This window comes from Rhizomicrobium sp. (assembly GCA_037200045.1).
Lineage (GTDB): Bacteria > Pseudomonadota > Alphaproteobacteria > Micropepsales > Micropepsaceae > Rhizomicrobium.
Map to the genome: position 1 here is coordinate 1,483,821 of JBBCHM010000001.1, position 23,805 is coordinate 1,507,625.

Below are 23,805 nucleotides of genomic sequence, written 5' to 3' on the forward strand. Positions count from 1 at the left end.
CCACTATGGTCCAATTATGGCCAAGCCCCTGGATTCAAAAGCGGTTAACGGCGCGGACCTTGCCGCGTCCGTAACCCTTGGCGACCGCCGGGCCCTGGCGCGGGCGATCACGCTCGTGGAGTCCACGACGGTACAGGATCAGACGCAGGCCGAGGCGCTGCTGACCGCGCTCCTGCCCAGAACGGGCGGAGCGATGCGCATCGGCATCTCTGGCGCGCCGGGCGTCGGCAAATCGACCTTCATCGAGGCGTTCGGCGGCCATCTTACGAGCCTGGGCAAGCGCGTCGCGGTGTTCGCCATCGATCCGTCGTCGCGGCGCTCCGGCGGTTCGATCCTCGGCGACAAGACGCGCATGGAGAAGCTGGCGCGCGATCCGGGCGCCTATATCCGTCCCTCGCCGGCGGGCACGACGCTGGGCGGCGTGGCGCGGCGCACGCGCGAATCGATGCTGCTCGCCGAGGCGGCCGGCTTCGATGTCGTGCTGGTGGAGACGGTCGGCGTCGGCCAGTCGGAGACCGCCGTCGCCGACATGACCGATCTCTTTGTGCTGCTCGCTTCGCCGGGCGGCGGCGACGACCTGCAGGGCATCAAGCGCGGCGTAATGGAACTGGCCGATCTTCTGATCGTGACCAAGGCGGACGGCGATCTGCTGCCGGCGGCGATGCGCGCGGCCTCGGACTATCAGGCGGCGCTGCACCTGATGCGGCCGCGCTATGCCGGCCTGGCCGCCGCCGTGCTGACGGTCTCGTCGATCGGCGGGTTGCGCATCGATGCGGCGTGGCGGGAAATGGAAAAGATCCACGGCACGCTGGCCGCGACCGGCCAGCTCAAAGGCTTGCGCGCCGAGCAGAACCGCCGCTGGTTCTGGAGCGAGGTCCAGGCCGGCCTCTCCGAGCGCATCCTGGGCGACCCGGCGCTGGAACGGCGGGTCGGCGCGCTCGAAGCCCGGGTGCTCGCGGGCGAGACCTTGCCCAACGCCGCGGCGCGGTCGCTGCTCGCCGGCGTGTCGTTCCGCTGACGGCAACGCGCCCCTTTGGGGAGCGCGTTGCCTTGCAGTCAGCGCAGGCCGCCGGAGACGAGGATGGTCTCGCCGGTGATCCAGGCGGAGTCGGCGGAGGCCAGGAAGGTCGCGACCGTCGCGACGTCGCCCGGCTGGCCGAGGCGGCCGAGCGGCGTCTTGGCGATCATCTCGTTCATGAAGTCGCTGCCGATGACGCCCATGGCGTGCGTGCCCTCGGTCTCGGTGCCGCCCGGATTGATCGCGTTGACGCGGATCTTGCGCGGTCCCAATTCCGTGGCGAGCACGCCGGTGATCGCATCCACCGCCGCCTTGGTCGCCGTATAGGTCGCCGTCTCGGGAAGAGACATCTTGGACGCGGTCGAGCTGATATTGATCACGCTGCCGCCCTCCGGCCCGAACAGGCGGGCCGCCTCCTGGGTCGCCAGCAGAAGTCCCAGCACGTTGATGTCGAACTGGCGGTGGAATTCCTCCGCGGTGATCTTGTCGAGCGGCGCGAAACTGTAGACGCCGGCATTGTTCACCAGCACGTCGAGCCGGCCGAAATGCTTCTTCGTTTCGGCGAACAGCCGCGCGATGTCGGCCGCCTTGGAGACGTCGGCCTGGATCGCGACGGCCTTGCCGCCGCCGTCCTTGATGTCGGCGACGACGCGCGACGCGCCATCCCGGTCGCTGGAGTAATTCACCGCGACCGCCGCACCCTCGGCGGCGAGCGCCCGCGCGATGGCCGCGCCGATGCCTTTCGACGCGCCGGTGACCAGCGCGACCTTTCCTTCAAGCCTGTGCATGTGGAACATTCCCTTTGGTTCGACAGTTAGATAATCGTCTAACTGTCGGCATCAAGGGGCCGTGGCGGAATCCGGTTTCAAATCGCCGCCAGCCGGTCGAGATAGGCCTTGAGCACGTCCCGCTCCAGGACGAGGAAGGCGAATTTGCCCTCGCGGACGATCCGGATCAGGCCGGCGGTCTCCAGCTCCTTCATGTGATGCGACAGCGTCGCCATGCTGATCTTGTGGGCCTCGCGAAGCTGGCCGCAGGGCGTCGGCCTGGTGGATTCGCCGATCTGCCGCAGGATCTGGTAGCGGCGCGGCTCGGCCAGCGCCCGGGCGATGCGGGTGAACTGGCGGTCGGTGAGGGCTTGGGCCTTGGCGGTCATGTCCTCTCTAATATGGGGTAGGGCGGCGCCGGTCCAAAGCCGGGGCCGGTCCCGGCTTGACCGCGCCGGGCCTAATCCTTATGAGAGCGCCTCTTTTGGACACGAGACTCCCATGGCACGCCGCTGCGAATTGACCGGAAAAGGCACGTTGGTTGGCAACAATGTCAGCCACGCCAATAACAAGACCAAGCGGATCTACCGCCCGAACCTGCAGCAGGTTTCGCTCGCCAGCGAGGTCCTGGGCAATTCCTATGTGCTCAAGATCAGCATGAACGCCCTGCGCACCGTCGATAAGGTCGGGGGCCTGGATCCCTTCCTGCTCAAGTCCAAGGACGCCGTGCTGTCGGCCAAGGCGCTGCGCCTGAAGCGTGCCGTCGCCAAGAAAACCGCGGCCAAAGCGGCGGCTTAAGAGTTCCCGCTAAGCTCCTATAAAATTTACCTTGTTTAGCCTGTCCACAGGCATGGCTCCTGCACGAACTTTGCCCTAGTGTCTCAAAATGTGTCAGGCGCGGAAAAGGCGGCCGGCACAGGGGTGGGGTGAAGTGCGGGCTTACGAATCAGGTTCGGTATCGGCGCGGGATGGGGCATCGCGGCGTTTGGCGATCGGCATCGATGACGGGCCATACCGGCTGCGCGGGGCGAGCGACACAACCTGGCACAACCAGGGCTACGGCCAGAATGCCGGCCTCGGCCGCCGCCTCGCGGACATGTTCCGCGCCATACTGCGAACCGTCATTCCCGTTTTGGCGCTCTGCACCGCGCTGGCGGCCATGTACCTCTACATGGACACGACGCTGCCCTATTTCGCCCAAGGCGGCGTGCGCTGGCTGACGGTCAGCCATCTTCTCCTGCCGGCGGCGTTCCTGACGGTCCATCTCACGAATCGCCGTTACGGCCCGGCCTATGCCTTCGCCCAGGTCGTGCTGTCCTTCGCGGCGCTGACCGCGGGCATGATCTTCGGCGGCCAGGTGATCACGCTGTTCCTTCCCGAGGCGGTGGTGCCCAGCATGCGCGCCGTGGCGGCGTTCGGCGGCGCGTTCTTCATCGCGAGCTTCGTCGGCATCATCGCCTTCGACGGCGCGCGCGGCCCGCGCTGGTGGACCGCGCCCCTGATCGGCTCGGTGGTGGCCTCGCTGGTCTTCGCGCCGATCTTCTACGCCGCCGCCTATGCCGGCACGCCGGCGCCGTGGTTCGCCCAGATGGGCATCCACACCGGCCTGCTGGTCGGCGGCGCGATCCTGGCGCTCGTCCCCTATTGGCTGCTCCGCCGCATCGTGCAGCCGCTGCCGGGGTTTGGCGGGTACTAGGGTTAGGACTCATAACTTATAGCCAAAATGCGACGATGGAAGCGATGAAGACGGCGGCCATGAAGATATAGGGCTGCCGGTCATAGCGTGTTGCGACGCGGCGGAAGTCCTTGAGGCGACAGAAGAAGCGTTCGATGCGATTGCGGGTTTTGTAGAGCGCCTTGTCGTAGCGGTACTGAACCTTGCGATTCTTCTTCGGCGGAATGACGGGCTTTGCGCCGCGCGCTTTGATGAAGTCGCGCAATTCATCGCTGTCGTAACCACGGTCGGCAATAACGGCAGCGGTTTTCGGCGCTGCCTCGATGCACGCTTTGGCAGGGACATAGTCGCTGACATTGCCGGCCGTCAGAACCAGAACGACGGGACGGCCTTTGTCGTCGGTGACCGCATGAACCTTGCTGTTTCGGCCTCCGCGCGAACTGCCTATGCCGCGATCCGCGCCCCTTTTTTACGCCCGCTTCCGGCGGTGCGGTGAACTTTAATGTGCGTGCTGTCTATGGCCAGACTGTCGGGGGCTCCGGCCTCGGCAACCAGGGCCGCGAATATCCGCGCGAACACGCCTTTCTCGCCCCACCGCGCATAACGGTTATAGATCGTCTTGGCCGGACCGTATTCCGCCGGGCAGTCCGACCAATGCAAACCGCGCTTGATGACATGGATGATGCCGCTAAGGACGCGTCGGTCATCGACGCGCGGCACACCGCGCACATCATTGGGCAGCAACGGCTTGATCTTCTCGAACTGCTCTTCGCTGAGCCAGAACAGGTTGCTCATGGGCAAACTCCCGAGAATCAACCCAACAACGGAATCACAAATCTAACTGCCTGAGAATCCCAAACCTTTAATAGGTCCACACCCTAGTTTCCTCCCCCGCTGTTGCGGGGGAGGTGCCGAGCGAAGCGAGGCGGAGGGGGCCTGCGCTGGCGTCGGCCCCCTCCGTCATGCCTCCGCTTCGCTACGGCATGCCACCTCCCCCGCAACAGCGGGGGAGGAAATCAGTGCGCCACGTGCCGCGGCGTGCGCTTGGCGAGGCCGCGCGGCGCGCGGATATGGCCTTCATGGCCCTTCTCTTCCTTGAACAACCCGATGAGCTGTTCGGTCATCGCGCCGCCGAGCTGCTCGGCGTCGACGATGGTCACGGCCTTGCGGTAATAGCGCGTCACGTCGTGGCCGATGCCGATGGCGGTCAGCTCGACGTCGGATTTCTCCTCGATCTCCTCGATCACCCGGCGCAGATGGCGCTCCAGATAATTGCCGGCGTTGACCGACAGCGTCGAATCGTCCACCGGCGCGCCGTCGCTGATCACCATCAGGATCTTGCGCTGCTCGGGCCGCCCGACGATGCGGTTATGCGCCCACATGAGCGCCTCGCCGTCGATGTTCTCCTTGAGCAGGCCCTCGCGCATCATCAGGCCGAGATTCTTGCGCGCCCGGCGCCACGGCTCGTCGGCCGCCTTGTAGATGATGTGGCGCAGATCGTTGAGCCGGCCGGGATGCGGCGGCTTGCCGTCGGCGATCCACTTTTCGCGGGACTGCCCGCCCTTCCAGGCGCGCGTCGTGAAGCCGAGAATCTCGGTCTTCACCGCGCAGCGCTCCAGCGTGCGCGCCAGGATGTCGGCGCACATCGCCGCCACCATGATCGGCCGCCCGCGCATCGAGCCCGAATTGTCGAGCAACAGCGTCACCACCGTATCGCGGAAGGTCATGTCCTTCTCGCGCTTGAAGGAGAGCGGATACATCGGATCGATGATGATGCGGGGCAGGCGCGAGGTGTCGAGCATGCCTTCCTCGATGTCGAACTCCCAGGTGCGGTTCTGCTGCGCCATCAGCAGGCGCTGGAGCTTGTTGGCGAGGCGCGAGACCACGCCCGACATCGCCTGGAGCTGCTGGTCGAGGAAATTGCGCAGCCGCGACAATTCCTCGGCGTCGCACAGCTCGTCCGCCTCGACCTCCTCGTCGAACTGGAAGGTGTGGACCTTGTAGCCCCAATCGTCCTTGTGGGCGAAGGGCTGTTCGGGCCGCTGCGGCTTCATCCCGTCTTCGGGCTCGGCCGCGTCCGACATCTCGTCGGTCTGCTCGGCGCGCATCTCGGCGGAGGAATCCTCGCTTTCCTCGCCCTCCGATTCCTGCATGTCGGCTTCGGCGGTTTCCGTCTGGGCGTCGGAATCCTGCTCCTCGCCTTCCTGTTCCTGGTTCTCGGCGTTCTCGCCCTCGCCGGTGTCGTCGGAGGATTCGTCGGCGTCGAATTCGTCGGAGAGCTTCAGGTCCTTCAGGATCGTGCGCGTCAGCTTGGCGAATTGCGCCTGGTCGCGCAGCGAGTTCTCCAGCCTGGCGAGGTCCTTGCCGGCATGCTCCTCGATGAAGGGCCGCCACAATTCGACGGCGTTCTTGAGCACCTCCGGCGGCTTCTCGCCGGTCAGCTTCTCGCGCACCATCAGGCCGACGACGTCGGCGATGTTCGCGTCGGCCCGCACCCGCGCCTTGCCGAGGCCGCGCTGCACCAGCCGCTGTTCGAGCTGCGCCGTCAGATTGTTCGCCACGCCCTTCATGGCGAGCGATCCGATGGCTTCGACGCGCGCCTGCTCGGCGGCTTCGAACACCGCGGCGGCATCGGCCGATTGCGGGCGGAACTGGTCGTGGATCTTGTCGACGTGATGGGCCCGGCGCAGCGCATAGGCGTCGCCGGCGCCGCGCACGATGGCGACCTCGTTCGGCGGCAGGTTGCGCGACGGCAGGGGCAGCCGCGCCTTCAGGCCGCGCAGCGCCGGCGGTTCGGCGCTGAACGTGACCTCCATCTCCGGCTCGCCCGACAGCGCCCGCACCGAGGCGGTGACGGCGCGCTTGAACGGCTCGGAGGGATTTTCGGGTTTGGACATGCCTAGTCGAACCAACCATGGTTGTCATCGCCCGCGGTCCGTAGCGGCAGCGTACGGACGGGCGACCCAGGTGACACCGCCGCGACGGTGCAGATTTCAACTGGGTGGCCCGCATTCGCGGGCCATGACACCTTTTGTGTCACGTCACCAGCACCTTCGCCGCGCTTTCCGGCAGGTCCTCGCCGAAGCAGCGCTGGTAGAACTCCGCCACGCTGGCGCGTTCGAGCTCGTCGCATTTGTTCAGGAAGGTCAGCCGGAAGGCGAAACCGATATCGTTGAAGATCTCGGCGTTCTCCGCCCAGGTGATCACGGTGCGCGGGCTCATCACGGTCGAAAGGTCGCCGTTGATGAAGGCGTTGCGCGTCATGTCGGCGACGCGGACCATGGCCGCGATCTGCTTCTTCTTCTCGGGCGTCGCCGCATAGGACGGCACCTTGGCCAGCACGATCTCCTGCTCGGCATCGTGGCTGAGATAGTTGAGCGTGGTGACGATGCTCCAGCGGTCCATCTGGCCCTGGTTGATCTGCTGCGTGCCGTGATAGAGGCCGGTGGTGTCGCCGAGCCCGATCGTGTTCGTCGTCGAGAACAGGCGGAACGCCGGATGCGGCCGGATCACCTTGTTCTGGTCGAGCAGCGTCAGCTTGCCCTGGACCTCCAGCACGCGCTGGATGACGAACATCACGTCCGGCCGGCCGGCGTCGTATTCGTCGAAGGTCAGCGCCACGGGATGCTGCAGGCACCACGGCAGCAGGCCCTCGCGGAACTCGGTGATCTGCTTGCCGTCCTTCAGGACGATGGCGTCCTTGCCGATCAGATCGATGCGGCTGATATGGCTGTCGAGGTTGATGCGGATGCACGGCCAGTTGAGCCGCGACGCCACCTGCTCGATATGGGTGGACTTGCCGGTGCCGTGATAGCCCTGGATCATCACGCGCCGGTTGAAGGCAAAGCCCGCCAGGATCGCGAGCGTCGTCTCGCGGTCGAAGCGGTAGGCCGGGTCGCGGTCCGGCACATAGGACGTCGTGGTCTTGAAGCCCTTGATCTTCATCCTGGTGTCGATGCCGAACGTGGCCTTCACGTCGACATCCACGTCGGGCATCATCGCGGCGTCGAGTTCCTGTTGTTCCGTCATGTCCTGGTATCCGGCTCTAGATTCTTGGACGCGCGCCGGATGAGGGGAGGGCGTTGGAAGGAGCCCTCGTTAGGTCAGCCCGGAGGCGCGCAACACGCCATAGGCCTTGATAACCTGCTTCAGACGCTCCTCGGCGCCCCGATCGCCGCCGTTCGCGTCGGGATGAAACCGCTTCACAAGTTCCTTATACCGCGCCTTGATCTCTAGCAAGGTGGCGGAATGCGCCAGCTGCAGGGTGTCCAGGGACTGCATCTGCAGCCGCGTCAGGGTGCGCTCCGGGCGGCGGATATGCGGCTTGGAATCGGCGTCATCCTCGAACTGGCCGTAATTGTCGTCCACCGTGAAGGCGCCGAACGGATTTTGCATACGGGCCGCGCGTTTGCCGAGCGGCCAGGTCGGGCGATGGCCGGTGATGGCGTCGTTGCGGAAGGATTCGATGGCTTTCTCGTCCATGCCGGCGAAGAAGTCCCACGACTCGTTGTGCTCGCGGGCGTGGGCAAGGCAGAGCCAGATATATTCGCCGAGCCGCTCGCGCGAGCGCGTGACCTTGAACTCGCCGTTCGCCTCGCAGCCGGCGCGGTCGCAGGGGCGCGCGACCTTCTTCGGTTCCACGCGCGGGCCGTCCGGCTTGATCCGGATGTCGGTCTTGAACTTTGCACTCTGCTTCGCGGCCATCTGGGAATTATGGGGCGCGGACGCGAAAAAACAAGAAAACGTATCGCTTGACTTAACGCCGCGGACGGCTGACACGCTTGAAGCATGACGATGGCCGACACAATCCGGCAAAAGCTGCAAGACGCCTTCGCGCCGGCAGAGCTGGTTGTCGATGACGACAGCCACAAGCATGCCGGCCATTCCGGCGCGCGCCCGGGCGGCGAGACGCATTACAGCGTGCGAATCGTGTCGCAGGCCTTCGAGGGTCTCTCGCGGGTGGAGCGCCAGCGCCGCGTCTACGCCGCGCTGGCCGAGGAACTGAAGCCCAACCGCGTCCACGCGCTCGCGCTGACCACGATCACCCCCGCGGAGATGTGGCAGGAGAAGTGAAAACAACCCTCCCGCTTGCGGGAGGGTCGAAAAATACGCCGCGCAGCGGCGGATTTTTCGGGGAGGGGACAGCCTCTCCATGGAAGCGCGATCTCACCACCGTCCCCTCCCCGAAAAATTGTTCGCTTCGCTCCAATTTTTCGACCCTCCCGCATGCGGGAGGGTTAAGAGGCCGGCGTTTCGGTTGCCGCCGCCACCGGCGGCGTCACGCGCAGCGCGGTGATCTGGTTCCGCTGCCGCCGCAGCACCTCGAACTCGTAGCCGAAGAACTTGAACCGCTGCCCCACATCGGGAATCGTCCGCGCCTCGTGGATCACCAGCCCGGCGATGGTCGTCGCCTCCTCGTCGGGCAGGTTCCAGTCGAGGTCGCGGTTCAGTTCGCGGATCGGCACCGTGCCGTCGACCAGGAACGAGCCGTCGGGCCGGCGGCGCACGTCGGGGCGGCCCTGCACCTCGTGCTCGTCGGGGATGTCGCCGAAGATCTCGCCCAGGATGTCCTCCAGCGTGATCAGGCCCTGCAGCGCGCCGTACTCGTCGACCACCAGCGCGAAATGCGACCGCTTCTCGCGGAACGCGTCGAGCTGTTCCTCCAGCATCGTGGTCTCCGGCACGAACCAGGGCGCCGTCGCCAGCGCCGCGACGTCGAGCATGGCGCGGTCGTGCTCCAGGATCGCGCGCACGATGTCCTTGGTGTGGACGATGCCGATGATGTTGTCCGGCTGCTCGCGCCACAAGGGCACGCGGGTATGGTTGGTCTCCAGGATCTCGTGCAGGATCTGCTGCGGCGGCAAATCGGCGTCGATCGTCGCCATGTTCTTGCGGTGGATCATCACGTCGCTGACGGTGAGCTCGCGAAGGTCGAGGATGCCGCCGATCATGTCGCGGTGCTCGCGCTCCACCGTGCCTTCCTTGTGGTGCAGGTCGACCGTGCCGCGGATCTCCTCATGCGCCTCGACGACGTCGTCCTCGTTCTCGCGCACGCCGAACAGCGCGAGCACCCGCCAGACGATGAACTGCACCGTGTTGACGACCGGCGCGAGCACGCCGACCACCAGGCGCACCGGCGTCGCCACGGCCAGCGCGAAGCGGTCGGTGCGGGCGATGGCGAGCGTCTTGGGCAGCACCTCGACGAAGAACAGGATCAGCACGGTCATGATCGCGGTGGCGATGATGACGGCGCGGTGGCCGAAGCTGTGCTCCAGCACCATCGTGGCGATCGACGAGGCCAGGATGTTGACGAAGGTGTTGCCGAGCAGGAGGGCCCCGACCATCCGCTCGCGGTTGTTGACGAGGCGGTTGACGTCGCGGGCGGCGCGGGAGCCTTCCTTTTCGAGCTGGTACATGCGCCCGCGCGACACCGCGGTTAGCGCGGTTTCCGACCCGGCGAAGAACGCGCCCAGCACCAAAAGGGCCAGGACGGGCGCGAAGGAGAGCAGAAGAACGGTATCCATGGGGAATCTCGCATCAACGGATGACAAGAATGTCATTCAAGGGGCAGGGGGGCCAGCGGCGTAAATCACCTCCCCGCAAGGGGAGGTGATTTAAGCGAGCATCGCCTTCACCGCCTCCAGCGGAACATCGCTCGTCACGAAGGCCTGCCCGATCCCGCGCAGCAGGATGAACGTCACCCGTCCGTCCTTGACCTTCTTGTCGTGCGCCATGTGCGCCAGCAGCGTCTCGACGGAAGGCCGCTCGCCCGGGATGTCCGCGATGGAGGAGGGCAGGCCCACCGCCTTCAGGTGCCGCACGAACCGCTCGGCGTCCTGCCCGCGGCATAGCCCGAGCGTCACCGACAGCCGGAACGCCAGCGCCATGCCGATGGCGACGCCTTCGCCATGCAGCAGCCGGTCCGAAAAGCCGGCCGCCGCCTCCAGCGCGTGGCCGAACGTATGGCCGAGATTGAGCAGCGCGCGGTCGCCGGTCTCGCGCTCGTCGCGCGCCACGATCTGCGCCTTCATCCGGCAGGAATGCGCCACCGCATGCACCATCGCGTCGCTGTCGCCGCCAAGCGCCTTGGCGCCGTTCGCCTCCAGCCATTCGAAGAACGCCGCGTCGCCCAGCGCGCCGTATTTCGCGACCTCGGCATAGCCGGCCAGCAATTCGCGCCGCGGCAGCGAAGCCAGCACGTCGGTATCGGCGATCACGATCCTCGGCTGATGGAACAGCCCGACGAGGTTCTTCCCCGCCGCCGTGTTGATCGCGGTCTTGCCGCCGACCGATGAGTCCACTTGCGCAAGAAGCGTCGTCGGAATTTGCGCGAAGGCGATGCCGCGCTTCAGCACGCCCGCCGCGAAGCCCGTCAGATCGCCGATCACCCCGCCGCCGAACGCGACGATGAGGCCGCCGCGATCCACGCCGGTATGCAGCAATTCGTTGGTCAGCCTTTCGAGGCCGGCGAAACTTTTCGTCCCTTCGCCCGGTTCCATCACGATCGGCCGCGCATCCAGTCCGGCATGGCCGAGCACGTCCAGCAGCATCGCCAGATGCATCTCCCCGACATGGCTGTCGGTGACGACCGGCAGAGGCCCGCGCGCCAACGGCTTCAGCAGCGCGCCGGCGCGGGCCAGCATCCCCGGCCCGATATGGATCGGATAGGACCGTTCGGCGAGGCTGACGTCGACGGTCTGGTTCATGCCGCCAGCGCCCCGGTTTCGCTCAGCAGGGCCACGATGCGTTCGACGGAGGCGGTGTGCGGCCCGTCCTCGCCGTCCAGCGTGTAATCCGCCAGGGCATAGATCGGCGACCGCTCCGCCAGCAGCCGTTCCAGGGTCGCGCGCGGATCGCCGCCCTGCAGCAGCGGCCGGCTGTCGCGCCGCCCGGTGCGGGCGAGCAGCACGTCGAGCGGCGCCTGCAGCCAGATGGTGACCGCGTCGTGCTTCAGCCGCTGGCGCGTCGTCGGGTCCATGAAGGCGCCGCCGCCGGTCGCCATCACATGCGGCGGCTCGGCCAGCAGCCGTGCGATGACCTTGCGCTCGCCGTCGCGGAAGGCCGGCTCGCCATAGCGGGCGAAGATCTGCGAGATCGAGCAGCCGGCGGCGTGTTCGATCTCGCTGTCGGCGTCCTTGAACGGCACGTTCAGTCGCGTGGCCAGGCGCCGGCCGATCGAGCTTTTGCCGGCGCCCATCATCCCCACCAGTGCCACGGTCCGCGTCAGTTTCATGGCTTCCGCTTACACGCCCTTGGCGTTTCCTGCCAGCAGGTCTTGCCTAACCGCCTGCAATTCCGCCACAAACCTCCAGGAGTTTGCCATGCGCAGCAATTACAGGGAGCCGTCGGGTTGGGGCTTGTGGATCGCGATCGGCGTCGGCGTGCTGGTCCTGCTGGCCGCTGTCGGGCTGGCGGTCTATGGCGGCCGGATCGAGCCGCAACGCCATCCGGTCGAACTCACCGTGCCCAATGACCAGTTGCCGCGCTAGCCTCGTTTTCGCCGCCGTCCTGGCGCTGGCGGTGAGCGCCGCCGCGGCCCAGGACCAGCCGCCGGCCGCCACCGGCGCGCCGACGCCGCTCGGTGGCCCCGCTCCGGTCACGACCGACACCCCGCCGCCGCCGGACGACCAGCCGCCCGCCGCCGACACCGCGCCGGTCGAGTACAAGCCGGGCATCCTCGGCAATCCGGCGCAATCCTCGGTGGTGCAGGGCGATCTCAGCGGCCTGGTCGACGGCCCGCCGGTCGGTACGCTGGACGAAGCCCATGGCGGGCTCGGCCAGTCCATGTGGGTCAATGCCCCGCGCGAGGCGATCGAGGATCTGCTCGGCCGCATCCCGTTCGTCAGCGCCGATCCCTTCGTGCGCGGCCTGTCGCGCCGGATCCTGCTGACCCCGTCCGACGCGCCGACCGGCGCCGCCAAACGCGCCCTCGTCACCATCCGCGTCGAGAAGCTGTTGCAGGGCGGCGCGATCGACGACGCCGGCACCATCGCCGCCTCGCTGCATCTCGACAACGACCCGGACTTCGCGCGCGTGCAGGCCGATGCCTTGCTCTATGCCGGCCGCGACAAGGATGTGTGCAGCGACCTGACCGCGACGCGGCAGACCGCGCCCGATCCGTTCTGGCTGGAGCTGCGGGTCTATTGCTTCGCGGCCGGCGGCGACACCGCCTCGGCCGAGCTGGCGCATGCGGCGCTGGACGGGACCGGCGTCAAGGACCCGGCCTTCGACAGCCTCGCCGCCGACGTGCTGACCGGCGCCAAGCGGCCGGTCGCCGCCATCGATCATCCGACATCGCTGCACATCTATCTGCTGCGCAAGGCAGGATTGGCCGTGACCAACGCCATCGCCGCCAAGCTCGGGACGGCGGCGAACGTCCTCGCCGCGCGCGAGGCGCGAAACCCGCCGGCCGACCGCCTCGCCGCGGCGGCGCGCATCGCGGCGACCGGCGCGCTGTCGAACGCCGAAATGCTCGCGATCCTCAATCTACAGGCGATCCCGGCGAAAGACCTCGCGCAGGCGCAGGCCAACGCCGCCAAGCTCACCTTCCTGCCGTCGCAGGGCCTTCTGCGCCGCGCCGCTCTTCTGGAATCGCGACCGCCGGTCAAGACCGATCTGCTGCTCGCGGCGCTGTCCGCCGGCGGCCATCCCGACCGGCTGCCGCAGACCGCCGCGCTCCAGGGCGATGTCGCGCTGTCGATCAAGCCGGACGCCACCGTGGCCAAGGGCCGCCCCCAGATCCCGCACGCCCTTGTCCTGAACGGCAAGATCGACGCCGCCTCGGCCTGGTTCGCCGGCGCCGCCGATGGCGACGACTTGCAGACGTTCCGGATTCTGGTCGATCTCGCCGCGCCGAATGCCACGCGGGACGCGGGGGCGCAGGCTGCCTATGGCTGGTTCGCGGCCAGCGCCGCGCCGCAGAAAAGTCCCGACGCGCAGGCCGCGCTGGCGCTGGGGCTGGCCGACGTGCTCGGCCGGTCGATGCCGCCGGCGGCGCGCTCGCTCGCCGCGAACCTGGAAGCCATGCACTGGCCGGGCACGCGGCCGGACGGCGACGAGATCCGCAAGCTGGAAGAGGCCGCCTCGCAGCCGGGCCGCAAGGGCGAGGTCGCGCTGCGCGTGCTCGACATCGTCGGCGTCAACGGCCCGGGCGATCTGCCGGCCGACGTGGTCATCGAATGCGCGCGCATCCTGGTGCAGGCGGGCCTGCCGAACGAGGCGCGGGCGCTCGGCGTCGAGGCGCTCGCCATGCAGGCGCCATGAAGGACCTGATCGAGGCCTTCCTCGACATGATGGGCGCCGAGCGCGGCGCGAGCATCAACACGATCGCCGCCTATCGCCGCGACCTGCTCGATTTCGCCGCCGCCGCCAGGGGCGCGCGCGACGCCAGCCGCGACGACATCAAGGCCTATCTCGCGCGGCTGTCGCAATCGGGCATCGCCGGCTCGACCCAGGCACGGCGGCTCTCCGCGCTGCGCCAGTTCTTCGCCTTCCTCTATTCCGAGGGCATCCGTAAGGACGACCCGACCGACGCCATCGACGCGCCGCGCCGCCAAAGGCCGCTGCCCAAGGTGCTGTCGCGCGAGGATCTCGACACGCTGATCGCCGCCGCGCGGACACAATCGGAGAAATCCGCCGAAGGCTTGCGGCTGCTCTGCGTGGTCGAGATGCTTTACGCCTCGGGCCTGCGCGTCTCCGAGCTCGCGACGCTGCCGCTTGCCACCGTGCGCAGCCGCGACGGCTTCCTGCTGGTGAAGGGCAAGGGCGGCAAGGAGCGCCTGGCGCCGCTCAACGATCACGCCCGCGATGCGATCAAGTCCTACATGGCCGTGCGCGAGGAATTCCTCCCCGCCGGCCTGCGCCGCGGCCATGCCGAGCGCTTTCTCTTTCCCTCGCGCTCCGCCGAGGGTCATCTGACGCGCCGCCGCCTGCACCAGATGCTGAAGGAGCTGGCGCTGAAGGCCAACATCGACCCCGACAAGCTCTCGCCGCACGTCCTGCGCCACGCCTTCGCGACCCATCTGGTGGAGGGCGGCGCCGATCTGCGCAGCGTGCAGACCCTGCTCGGCCATTCCGACATCGCGACGACGGAAATCTACACCCATGTCGCCAAGGACCGCCTGACGCAGGTGATGGAGAACGCCCACCCGCTTTCGCGGCGGCGCCATAAATCCTAGGTGTCATCGCCCGCGCATGCGGGCGACCCAGGTGACATTAAACCGCTCTTGCGGCGCCTGCTCGGATCGCAGCATCATCTTTGCTGTCGTAATTGCCTCAACTGGGTGGCCCGCATTCGCGGGCCATGACAGCGTGGGGATGGAGAGAAAACCCGTGTCCTTCACCACCATCGAACGCCTTGCGCCGGTGCGCATCTACCGCTCCAAGCTCTTCGTGCCGGGCTCCAAGACCGCCTTCTTCGAGAAGGCCGCCGCCGGCGCCGCCGACTGCGTCTGCCTCGACCTCGAGGACGCCGTCGCCCCCGCCGACAAGGACAAGGCGCGCGACAACGTCGTGGCCGCGCTCAACGATATCGACTGGAAGGGCAAGATCGTCACCGTGCGCATCAACGGCCTCGACACCGGCTGGTGCTACAAGGACGTGATCGCGCTGGTGGGGAAGGGCGGCGAGAAACTCGACGCCATCATGATCCCCAAGGTCGCGAACGCCAAGGACGTCTACGCCATCGACTGGCTGGTGACGCAGTGCTCCATGACCGCCGGGCGCAGGAAGAAGATCGGCCTCGAAGTCATCATCGAATCCGTCCTCGGCCTGACCAATATCGACGAGATCGCCGCATCGTCGAAACGGATGGAGACGCTGCATTTCGGCGCCGCCGACTACGCCGCCAGCCAGGGCATGCGCACCACCAATATCGGCGGCGGCAACGCCGACTACGTCATGCTCACCGACAAGGACGCGTCCGGCGCGCGCGCGCGGCACTGGAACGACCTGTGGTACTACCCGCTGTTCAAGCTGGTGCAGGCGGCCCGCGCCCACGGCCTCGTCGCCATCGACGGCCCGTTCGGCGACTACCAGGACCCGGACGGTTTCCGCGCCCAGGCCAACCGCACCGCGATTCTGGGCTGCGAAGGCAAATGGGCGATCCATCCCAGCCAGGTCGAGCTCTGCAACGAGATCTTCACGCCGCCCGAAAAGGAAGTCGCCCGCGCCCAGGCGATCCTGGATTCGATGAAGGACGCGCACAGCACGGGCTCGGGCGCCGCCTCGCTCGGCGGCGTCCTGATCGACGCCGCCTCGATCCGCCAGGCCGAAGTGATCGTCAAGCAGATGGCGATGATCAAGGAGAAATCCGCGAAGTCCTGACGCCGCCCGCCCGCCGCCGTTCTCGGCGCGAAGCCCGACAACCATTGCCGGCTGCGGGGCGTTACCAGGGTTAAGACGTCGGGCCCTCTGGATTTATGACCGCGATTGCGCATATCAGTGGGGTTGGCCGGAACGGAAATCCCCGTTTTCCGGCCTTTTCGCCCGCCGGGGCTCATTTTTCATCCGGACCCTAGCGAGAGACCATGCACGCCTATCTGGATTTCGAACGCCCCATCGCCGAGCTGGAGGGCAAGATCGTCGAGCTTCGCAAGCTCGCCGAGGAAGACCCGGCGATGCAGATCGACGCCGAGGTCGGCCGCCTGCAGACCCGCGCCGACGGCCTGATCAAGGACACCTACGCCAAGCTCACCGCCTGGCAGAAGGTCCAGGTCGCGCGCCATCCCGGCCGGCCGCACTTTTCCGATTACGCAAGGAGCCTGTTCGACGAATTCACCCCGCTCGCCGGCGACCGTTCCTTCGGCGACGACAACGCGATCGTCGCGGCGCTGGCGCGCTTTCGCGGCCGCGCGGTGGCGGTGCTCGGCCACGAGAAGGGCAACGACACCAAGACCCGCCTCAAGCACAATTTCGGCATGGCGATGCCGGAGGGCTACCGCAAGGCCGAGCGTGTCTTCGCGCTGGCCGATCGCTTCGGCCTGCCGGTGATCTCGTTGGTCGACACCGCCGGCGCCTTCAACGGCGTCGCGGCGGAGGAGCGCGGCCAGTCCGAGGCCATCGCGCGCTCCACCCAGGCGGGCCTCGAGATCCGCGTGCCCTTCGTGACCGTCATCATCGGCGAGGGCGGCTCGGGCGGCGCGCTCGCCATCGCCACCGCCAACCGCGTCTTCATGCTGGAGCATTCGGTCTATTCGGTGATCTCGCCGGAGGGCTGCGCCTCGATCCTGTGGCGCAAGCAGGACAAGACGCAGGAAGCGGCGATCGCGATGCGCGTCACGGCGCAGGATTGCCTGAACCTGAAGGTGATCGACGCGATCATCCCCGAGCCGGTCGGCGGCGCCCACCGCGCGCCGGACGAAACGATCCTGAATGTCGGCGAGCAGATCGGGCGCGCCATCGCCGAGATGGACCGCGTCCCCGGCGACCAGCTCCGCAAGGAGCGGCGGGAGAAGTATCTCGCGATGGGCCGGGATTTGCTGGTTTAGTTTCCTCCCCCGCGTTGGCGGGGGAGGTGCCGAGCGCAGCGAGGCGGAGGGGGCCTTGCACCGCCCGGCGGCGCCTGCGGCAGGCCCCCTCCGTCACGCCTCCGCTTCGCTACGGCGCGCCACCTCCCCCGCAAACGCGGGGGAGGAAATCAGGTAAGCCCCCGCGCGAACGCCCGAATGCTTCCCACCAGATCGTCCGGCCGTTCCAGCGCGGCGAAGTGGCCGCCTTCCGCGAAGCTCGTCCAATGCGCCACATTGATGCTGCGCTCCACCTGGCTGCGCGGCGGGAAGGGGATGAGGTCCACCGGAAACGCCGCGATGCCGGTCGGCTTGTCGAGCCGCGCGCCTTTCGGCAGCGGGTTGATGAACGCCTCCTCCGCCCGGCCGCGATACATCCAGGTCGCGGTGTTGAACGTCCGCGTCGCCAGATAGATCATCACGTTCGTCAGCAATTGGTCCTTGGTATAGACGTTCTCAAATCCCTTTCGCGTGTCGGACCAGCCGTGGAATTTCTCCACGATCCACGCCGCGGTGCCGACCGGCGAATCCATCATGCCGTAGGACAGGGTCTGCGGCTTGGTCGTCTGCTCGCGGAAATAGGCGCCCTCCATCTCGAAAAGCTGCGCCGCCTTGGCGGCATGCGCCTTTTCCTCCTCCGTCTCGGGAACAACTCCCGGCGACCCCCAGCCCATCATGTTCAGATGCGCGGCGCGGCAGCCCTGGCCCTCATAGGACATGTAAGCCGAGATCACGCTTCCCCAATCGCCGCCCTGCGCGATATAGCCTGGCAGATCCAGCACCTCGGTCATCAGCTTGTCGAACAGCGCGGCGGTGCGGCGCGGCCCGACCGGGCGCTTGGGCTTGCCCGACCAGCCATAGCCGGGCAGCGATGGCACGACGACGGTGAACGCGTCGTGCACGCTGCCGCCATGCCGCTCGGGATGCGCCAGCTTGTCGATGAGGTGAAGGAACTCGAACACCGAGCCCGGCCAGCCATGGCTGAGGATGATCGGCTTGGGCGTCGCGCCCGAACCCTTCTCGTAATAAAAATGCAGGTCGATGCCGTCGACCGGCGCAATGAATTGCGGATAGGCGTTCAGCTCGGACTCCCAGCCGCGCCAATCATAGCCGTCCACCCAATAGGCGCAGAGCGCCTTCATGAAATCCAGATTGGCGCCATAGGCCCAGGAGCCTTCCACGCCGTCGTCGAGCGGCATCTCGTGCCACTCATAGGCGCGCACCTTGGCGCGGATGGAATCGAGCGTCTTCTGCGACACGTCGATGGTGAAGGGCGTCATGGCGGATTCCTCGAATTTTCCTGGGCGCATGTTGATCCGCCGCGCGCGAAACAAAAAGGGGGCCGAAGCCCCCTTTCGCCTGCCATGGCGGCAGCGTTACTTCGCCAGTTCGAACAGCAGCGACGACACCCAGCCCCTGTTGCCGAGTTCGTCGGAGACTTCCTACCACACGCCGTCCTTTTCGCCGTGGGATGAAAGCATCATGCCGGCGGAGAGCTTGCGCACCACGCCGCTCTTGCCGCCTGATTTTTTGTACATCGTGCCGGGCTTGGTCATGTTGACCGCTGGCGCCGCCGCGCAAATCGCCACCGCTGGCCAGGGCGCGTTCCTGCTCCGTCGCCTCGATGCCCTTGCCGCGGCCGATGGCGGTGAAAAAAAGCGGGACGCAAAACGCGATCACGGCCCGGTGGCTGCGGGAAGCGGTGTGGCTCCGTCGCGAATACCTTGCCGGGGCAGGGATAGCCGTTTAAGAATCCTCCGAGCAATTGGGGCCGCCGCCGGAGCGGCGCGTCGATCGGGGAAATGCTTGTCCATCATGCATGCCGTTGGGCGCGTGCTTGCGCGCGCCGCCGCCGCCGGGGCGCTCGCCTGCCTCGGGGCCTGTGCGGCCTTCTACGTCGACAACACGACGCACGATCTGACCGCCGCGGAGCGCGCCACGGTGCCAACGCCCCGGCCGGTCCAGCTCCTGTTCGATTTCCAAACCAAGGGCGTGACCAACACCGCCGCCCGCGACCAGATCCGCGATACCGTGACGGTAGCGGTCCAGGACAGCGGGCTGTTCTCGAAGGTCGGCAATGATCCGCAGGATGGCGGCGCCGTGCTGCAGGTGACGATCAACAATGTGCCGCTCAGCGACGACGCCTTCATCAAGGGCTTCGCGACCGGCCTTACCTTTGGCCTCGTCGGCAGCACGGTCGGCGACGGCTATATCTGCACCGCCGATTATCTCGGCGGTACCGGCGCGACGCGGATCACCAAGCAGGTGCGCGATGCCATCTACACCTCGCTCGGCGCGACGGCGCCGACTCCGGACCACGCGCGGAAGATGTCGAACGGCACGGAAGCGATCCGGGTCATGACGCACAAATGCGTCGGCAATGCGCTCGATGCGCTGGCGCGCGATCCGGGATTCCCCAAATGAGTCGCATGCTGCTGCGCGGCCTGGTCGTCGCCGCCTTTTCGCTTGGCGTGGGCGCCTGCGCCCACGATATCGGCACGCCGCAAACCAACATCGACACCATCCAGACGCTGCGCAAGGTCGATCTTGCGCCGATGGCGGTCGGCTCCTTCGTGCCGGGACCGAAGGTCTCCACGGGCGAGGATCGCTCGACCACGATCCGGGCGATCAACGAGGTCACCGCCCCCGGCGGCACCTTCTCGGGTTATCTGAAGACCACCTTCGAGTCCGAGCTGCGCGCCGCTGGCCGGTTCGATCCCAACGCAACGCTGGTCCTGAGCGGCGTGCTGACCGACCGTAGTCTGGATTCGGCGATCGGGACGGGCACCGCATCGCTCGCCGCCACGATCACACTCAGCAAGGACGGCAAGACCGTGTTCGAGAAGCCCTATCGCGTGGACGCGAAATGGGACTCGTCATTCCTCGGCGCCATCGCCATCCCCGATGCGATCAACAATTTCACCGGACTGTTCGACAAGCTGGCGACGAAGGTCTTGACGGATCCGGAGCTCGCGGCCGCCGCGCGCTGAACCTCACCACCATCCCCGCCATTTGAACCACGCGATGGGGATGATCGTGCTCACGATGATCAGCAGCCAGCCCCACTCGTAGCCGTACGCCCAGTGATATTCCGGCTGGTTCTGGAAGTTCATGCCGTAGAGCCCGGCGATGAACACCGGCGGGATGCCGACCACCGAGGCGATGGTCAGCACCTTGAACATGTCGTTCTGCTCGTTGTTGATGAAGCCCAGCGTCGCGTCGAGCAGGAACTGCACCTTGTCGGTCAGATGGGTCTCGAAATCGTTGAGCGACTGGATGTCGGCGGTCGCCGTCTTGAGGCGCAGGGTCACGTCGTCGCCGATCCATTTGGCGCCGCGGTCCGCCACGAAGGGCAGGGTGCGCTGGAGCGTCAGCAGCGTTTCGCGGGTTTCCGACAGCCGCTCGCCCATGTCGCCGAGCTTGATCAGCGTCTCGCGCAGCATCCGGCTGCTTCGCGTGACGTTGTGCGGCTTTTGGGGCGCGCGGTGGAACACCTCGCGCGATACCGTGCGGGTGTCGGTCTGGACGTGCTCCAGCTTGTCGGCGCTGTAGTCGACGATGGTTTCGGCGATCAGGGTGAAGATCTGGGCGCTGGTGTAGGTGTTGCTGTCCTGCTCCATCTTTTGCGCGGCATCGCGAAGGGAGTGCAGTTCGTCGAACCGCACGGTGACGAGCAGTTTCGGCGTGAGCACGAATCCGATCGGCGACGGGACCGGATCGACGCCGGGATTGTAGGGCGTGATCGGAACGCTCAGGGTCAGCACGTCGCCCTCGGCCTGGAGCCGGCTCGAGGCCTCGATCTCGTCCAGCTCGGCGCGCGTGGGAATGCGCAGATGGCACTCTTCGCAGGCGGTCGCGATCTCTTGCGGCGTCGGATCGTGCAGGTCGACCCAGACGGCCGTCCCGTTTTCCTTGTAGTCATGCCGCATGCGCGTATCGCCTCAACGTCGCGGCCGGGAGAGCCTCAGACCAGCGCCCCGTGACAATGCTTGAACTTGCGGCCCGATCCGCAAGGGCAGGGCGCGTTGCGCTGCACCTTGCCCCAGGTGCTGGGATCGTTCGGATCGACGGCCACGTCGCGGTCGCGCGGGACCGTGCGCGGGCCGCCGAGGACGGCCGAGGGCGGCGCCGCGGCGAACTCGTCCTCGCCGGTCAAGGGATCGATGTGCGAGGCGCGCAGCGACTGGATCGACGGATCGACAAGCTGCGGGATCGGTTCGGACGCGACCTGGAAATGCATCAGCTTGCGGATCACGCCGGTGCGCATGCGCCCCAGCAGGCCCTCGAACAGCGTGAAGGCCTCGCCCTTGTACTCGTTCAGGGGATCGCGCTGGCCATAGCCGCGCAGCGCCACATATTGGCGCAAATGATCGAGCTGGATGATGTGCTCGCGCCAGTCGTGGTCGAGCGTCTCCAGCAGGATCGCCTTCTCGGCATAGCGGATCAGTTCCGGCCCGAAATTGGCGGCGCGCTCGGCCGCCTTCTTGTCGACCGCTGACATGATGCGGTCGCGCACCTCTTCGTCGGCGATGCCTTCTTCCTTGGTCCAGTCGGCGATCGGCAGGTCGACGCCGAAGATGTCGAGCACTTCGTCATGCAGCCCGGCGGCGTCCCATTGCTCGGCATAGGCGCGCTCGGGGATGTGCGCGGCGACGAGATCGCCCACGACCTCGGCGCGGAATTCCTCGACCTGCTCGGTCACCTCGTCGGCCGACATGATCTCGCGGCGCTGCTCGAAGATCACCTTGCGCTGGTCGTTCAGCACATTGTCGTATTTCAGGATGTTCTTGCGGATCTCGAAATTGCGCGCCTCGACCTTCTGCTGCGCCTTCTCCAGCGCCTTGTTCACCCAGGGATGGGCGATGGCCTCGCCCTTCTCCAGGCCGAGGCGGGTCAGGATGGCGTCCATCTGCTGCGATCCGAAGATGCGCATCAGGTCGTCCTGCAGGCTCAGGAAGAATTTCGACGCGCCGGGATCGCCCTGGCGGCCGGACCGGCCGCGCAGCTGGTTGTCGATGCGCCGGCTCTCGTGCCGCTCGGTGCCGACGATATAGAGGCCGCCGGCCTGGATGACCTTTTCCTTGTCGATCCTGATCTCGCTCTTGATCTGGTCGATCCGCCGCGCCCGTTCGTTCTCGTCGAGCACGCCGCCGAGCTCGACCTTGACGCGCATTTCGAGGTTGCCGCCGAGCTGGATGTCGGTGCCGCGGCCGGCCATGTTGGTGGCGATGGTCACCGCGCCCGAGACGCCGGCCTGCGCCACGATGGCCGCTTCCTGCTCGTGATAGCGCGCGTTCAGCACATTGTGCACGATCTTGCGCTTCTTCATCAGCTCGGAAAGCTGTTCCGACTTCTCGATCGAGGTGGTGCCGACCAGGACGGGTTGGCCCTTCTTGCGGCATTCCTCGACCAGCTTGATGATCGCGTCGTTCTTCTCCTCGGCGGTGCGATAGACCTCGTCGTCGGCATCGATGCGCCGCACCGGCATGTTGGTCGGCACTTCCATCACGTCGAGATTGTAGATGTCCATGAACTCGGCGGCTTCGGTCATCGCCGTGCCGGTCATGCCCGCCAGCTTGTCGTAGAGCCGGAAATAGTTCTGGAAGGTGATCGAGGCGAGCGTCACGTTCTCCGGCTGGACCTCGACATGCTCCTTGGCTTCGAGCGCCTGGTGCAGGCCCTCGGAGAAGCGCCGTCCTTCCATCATGCGGCCGGTGAACTCGTCGATGATGACGATCTTGCCGTCCTTGACGATGTAGTCGCGGTCCTTCTGGAAGATGGTGTGCGCCTTCAGCGCCTGATTGACGTGATGGACGATCGAGATGTTCTCGATGTCGTAGAGATCGCCGCTCTCGAGCAGGCCGACGCCCTTGAGCAGTTCGACCATGTGCTCGTTGCCGGCCTCGGTCAGCGTCACGTTGCGCGACTTCTCGTCGAGCTCGTAATCGCCCGGATCCTCCAGCACGTCCTTGCCGTCGCGGTTCTTGATCTTCTTGGTGCCGGGCTTGCGCAAGAGCGGGATCATCGCGTCGACCCGCTTGTAGAGCTCGGTCAGATCGTCGGTCGGCCCCGAGATGATCAGCGGCGTGCGCGCCTCGTCGATCAGGATCGAATCCACCTCGTCGACGATCGCGAAGGAATGGCCGCGCTGCGCCATCGTCGCGATCGAATACTTCATGTTGTCGCGCAGATAGTCGAAGCCGAACTCGTTGTTGGTGCCGTAGGTGATGTCGGAATTGTAGGCGGCCTTGCGCTCCTCGTCGGTCAGCCCGTGCACGATGCAGCCGACGCTCATGCCGAGGAAGGTATAGACCTGTCCCATCCAGCCCGCGTCGCGGCTGGCGAGGTAGTCGTTCACCGTCACGACATGCACGCCTTCGCCGGCCAGCGCGTTCAGGTAGACGGCCAGGGTCGCCACCAGCGTCTTGCCTTCGCCGGTCTTCATCTCGGCGATGTTGCCGTAATGCAGGACCATGCCGCCGACGAGCTGTACGTCGTAATGCCGCTGGCCGAGGGTGCGCTTGGCCGCCTCGCGGACCACCGCGAAGGCCTCCGGCAGAAGATCCTCCAGCGTCTCGCCCTTGGCGAGGCGTTCCTTGAAGGCCGGCGTCTGGGCGCGGAGCTGCTCGTCGGTCAGGGCGGCGAATTTCGGCTCCAGGGCGTTGATTTCGGCGACCCGGGCCTTGTAGGGCCTCACCTTGCGCTCGTTGGAAGAGCCGAAGAGTCGTTGCGCTATGCCGCTGAAACCCAGCATGAAATTCCTCGTAAAACTGCCAGAAAGGGCGGCCGTGGGGCACTGGTCCGGCATGGCAGCCGCGCGGGAGACATAAGAACGGCTCA

23 protein-coding genes are annotated in these 23,805 nt (G+C 66.6%); 11 read left to right on the forward strand and 12 right to left on the reverse strand.

Annotated elements, in window-relative coordinates:
- Window positions 1–16 precede the first annotated feature (16 nt).
- Window positions 17–1,018 carry a methylmalonyl Co-A mutase-associated GTPase MeaB gene (meaB, locus tag WDM86_06925; protein MEI9989756.1) on the forward strand — a complete coding sequence of 334 codons (1,002 nt, stop codon included), beginning with the start codon at window positions 17–19 and terminating at the stop codon, window positions 1,016–1,018.
- 38 nt (window positions 1,019–1,056) lie between these two features.
- On the opposite strand, the gene WDM86_06930 is transcribed toward meaB, so the two are convergent.
- Both WDM86_06930 and WDM86_06935 read right to left on the reverse strand, forming a co-directional pair.
- Window positions 1,057–1,806: a glucose 1-dehydrogenase gene (locus WDM86_06930; GenBank protein MEI9989757.1), complete on the reverse strand. Its 750-nt coding sequence runs from the start codon at window positions 1,804–1,806 to the stop codon at window positions 1,057–1,059.
- Between the two features lie 77 nt (window positions 1,807–1,883).
- Complete coding sequence (locus WDM86_06935; protein ID MEI9989758.1) at window positions 1,884–2,174, reverse strand: helix-turn-helix domain-containing protein; 291 nt, start codon at window positions 2,172–2,174, stop codon at window positions 1,884–1,886.
- 112 nt (window positions 2,175–2,286) lie between these two features.
- Here WDM86_06935 and rpmB point away from each other — a divergent pair, with 112 nt between their 5' ends.
- Together rpmB and WDM86_06945 are read left to right on the forward strand one after the other, a co-directional pair.
- Complete coding sequence (gene rpmB, locus WDM86_06940) at window positions 2,287–2,583, forward strand: 50S ribosomal protein L28 (GenBank protein MEI9989759.1); 297 nt, start codon at window positions 2,287–2,289, stop codon at window positions 2,581–2,583.
- A 187-nt stretch (window positions 2,584–2,770) separates the two neighbouring features.
- Complete coding sequence (locus WDM86_06945; GenBank protein MEI9989760.1) at window positions 2,771–3,481, forward strand: hypothetical protein; 711 nt, start codon at window positions 2,771–2,773, stop codon at window positions 3,479–3,481.
- Window positions 3,482–3,497: 16 nt separating this feature from the next.
- On the opposite strand, the gene WDM86_06950 is transcribed toward WDM86_06945, so the two are convergent.
- The 4 genes from WDM86_06950 to WDM86_06965 form a co-directional block, all read right to left on the reverse strand.
- A protein-coding gene (locus WDM86_06950; protein ID MEI9989761.1) for an IS5 family transposase occupies window positions 3,498–4,255 on the reverse strand; the annotation gives its coding sequence in 2 pieces (ribosomal slippage) (window positions 3,498–3,916 and window positions 3,916–4,255; 759 coding nt in all).
- Window positions 4,256–4,476: 221 nt separating this feature from the next.
- Window positions 4,477–6,357, reverse strand: a complete 1,881-nt coding sequence (gene cobT, locus WDM86_06955) for a cobaltochelatase subunit CobT (GenBank protein ID MEI9989762.1) — start codon at window positions 6,355–6,357, stop codon at window positions 4,477–4,479.
- A gap of 139 nt (window positions 6,358–6,496) precedes the next feature.
- Complete coding sequence (gene cobS / locus WDM86_06960) at window positions 6,497–7,489, reverse strand: cobaltochelatase subunit CobS (protein MEI9989763.1); 993 nt, start codon at window positions 7,487–7,489, stop codon at window positions 6,497–6,499.
- A gap of 69 nt (window positions 7,490–7,558) precedes the next feature.
- Window positions 7,559–8,164, reverse strand: coding sequence for a J domain-containing protein (locus WDM86_06965; protein MEI9989764.1), 606 nt, complete (start codon window positions 8,162–8,164; stop codon window positions 7,559–7,561).
- Window positions 8,165–8,254: 90 nt separating this feature from the next.
- On the opposite strand from WDM86_06965, the gene WDM86_06970 reads away from it, so the two are divergent.
- Window positions 8,255–8,533, forward strand: a complete 279-nt coding sequence (locus tag WDM86_06970) for a BolA family protein (GenBank protein ID MEI9989765.1) — start codon at window positions 8,255–8,257, stop codon at window positions 8,531–8,533.
- A gap of 164 nt (window positions 8,534–8,697) precedes the next feature.
- Here the strand turns inward: WDM86_06970 and WDM86_06975 are convergent, their stop codons facing one another.
- The 3 genes from WDM86_06975 to WDM86_06985 all read right to left on the reverse strand — a co-directional run bounded on the left by WDM86_06975 (window position 8,698) and on the right by WDM86_06985 (window position 11,693).
- Window positions 8,698–9,984 (reverse strand): HlyC/CorC family transporter, encoded by a 1,287-nt coding sequence (locus tag WDM86_06975; GenBank protein ID MEI9989766.1) that lies wholly within the window; start codon window positions 9,982–9,984, stop codon window positions 8,698–8,700.
- A gap of 90 nt (window positions 9,985–10,074) precedes the next feature.
- Window positions 10,075–11,166 (reverse strand): 3-dehydroquinate synthase, encoded by a 1,092-nt coding sequence (gene aroB, locus WDM86_06980; GenBank protein MEI9989767.1) that lies wholly within the window; start codon window positions 11,164–11,166, stop codon window positions 10,075–10,077.
- Complete coding sequence (locus tag WDM86_06985; GenBank protein ID MEI9989768.1) at window positions 11,163–11,693, reverse strand: shikimate kinase; 531 nt, start codon at window positions 11,691–11,693, stop codon at window positions 11,163–11,165. Before WDM86_06985 ends, aroB begins: the two co-directional genes overlap by 4 nt.
- Before the next feature lie 88 nt (window positions 11,694–11,781).
- Between WDM86_06985 and WDM86_06990 the strand changes: the two genes are divergently transcribed.
- The 5 genes from WDM86_06990 to WDM86_07010 all read left to right on the forward strand — a co-directional run bounded on the left by WDM86_06990 (window position 11,782) and on the right by WDM86_07010 (window position 16,947).
- Window positions 11,782–11,949: a hypothetical protein gene (locus tag WDM86_06990; protein MEI9989769.1), complete on the forward strand. Its 168-nt coding sequence runs from the start codon at window positions 11,782–11,784 to the stop codon at window positions 11,947–11,949.
- The gene (locus WDM86_06995; protein ID MEI9989770.1) at window positions 11,930–13,723 is read left to right on the forward strand and encodes a hypothetical protein; all 1,794 of its coding nucleotides are present in this window, start codon (window positions 11,930–11,932) and stop codon (window positions 13,721–13,723) included. Before WDM86_06990 ends, WDM86_06995 begins: the two co-directional genes overlap by 20 nt.
- A complete protein-coding gene (locus WDM86_07000; protein MEI9989771.1) occupies window positions 13,720–14,637 on the forward strand; it encodes a site-specific tyrosine recombinase XerD in 918 nt (305 codons plus the stop codon). Before WDM86_06995 ends, WDM86_07000 begins: the two co-directional genes overlap by 4 nt.
- Before the next feature lie 154 nt (window positions 14,638–14,791).
- The gene (locus tag WDM86_07005; protein ID MEI9989772.1) at window positions 14,792–15,784 is read left to right on the forward strand and encodes a CoA ester lyase; all 993 of its coding nucleotides are present in this window, start codon (window positions 14,792–14,794) and stop codon (window positions 15,782–15,784) included.
- A gap of 203 nt (window positions 15,785–15,987) precedes the next feature.
- Window positions 15,988–16,947 carry an acetyl-CoA carboxylase carboxyltransferase subunit alpha gene (locus tag WDM86_07010; GenBank protein MEI9989773.1) on the forward strand — a complete coding sequence of 320 codons (960 nt, stop codon included), beginning with the start codon at window positions 15,988–15,990 and terminating at the stop codon, window positions 16,945–16,947.
- A gap of 149 nt (window positions 16,948–17,096) precedes the next feature.
- Here WDM86_07010 and WDM86_07015 read toward each other — a convergent pair whose 3' ends face one another.
- Entirely contained in the window at window positions 17,097–18,245 is a 1,149-nt protein-coding gene (locus tag WDM86_07015) for an epoxide hydrolase family protein (GenBank protein MEI9989774.1), read from the reverse strand.
- Here WDM86_07015 and WDM86_07020 point away from each other — a divergent pair.
- On the forward strand, window positions 18,229–19,389 hold the full coding sequence (locus tag WDM86_07020; protein ID MEI9989775.1) for a hypothetical protein: 1,161 nt from the start codon (window positions 18,229–18,231) through the stop codon (window positions 19,387–19,389). The two genes, WDM86_07015 and WDM86_07020, sit on opposite strands and share 17 nt — an antisense overlap.
- Window positions 19,386–19,955 carry a hypothetical protein gene (locus tag WDM86_07025; protein ID MEI9989776.1) on the forward strand — a complete coding sequence of 190 codons (570 nt, stop codon included), beginning with the start codon at window positions 19,386–19,388 and terminating at the stop codon, window positions 19,953–19,955. Before WDM86_07020 ends, WDM86_07025 begins: the two co-directional genes overlap by 4 nt.
- Before the next feature lie 3 nt (window positions 19,956–19,958).
- Here WDM86_07025 and WDM86_07030 read toward each other — a convergent pair whose 3' ends face one another.
- Window positions 19,959–20,894, reverse strand: a complete 936-nt coding sequence (locus WDM86_07030) for a magnesium transporter CorA family protein (GenBank protein MEI9989777.1) — start codon at window positions 20,892–20,894, stop codon at window positions 19,959–19,961.
- 35 nt (window positions 20,895–20,929) lie between these two features.
- Window positions 20,930–23,719, reverse strand: a complete 2,790-nt coding sequence (gene secA, locus WDM86_07035; GenBank protein MEI9989778.1) for a preprotein translocase subunit SecA — start codon at window positions 23,717–23,719, stop codon at window positions 20,930–20,932.
- Between the last annotated feature and the right edge of the window lie 86 nt (window positions 23,720–23,805).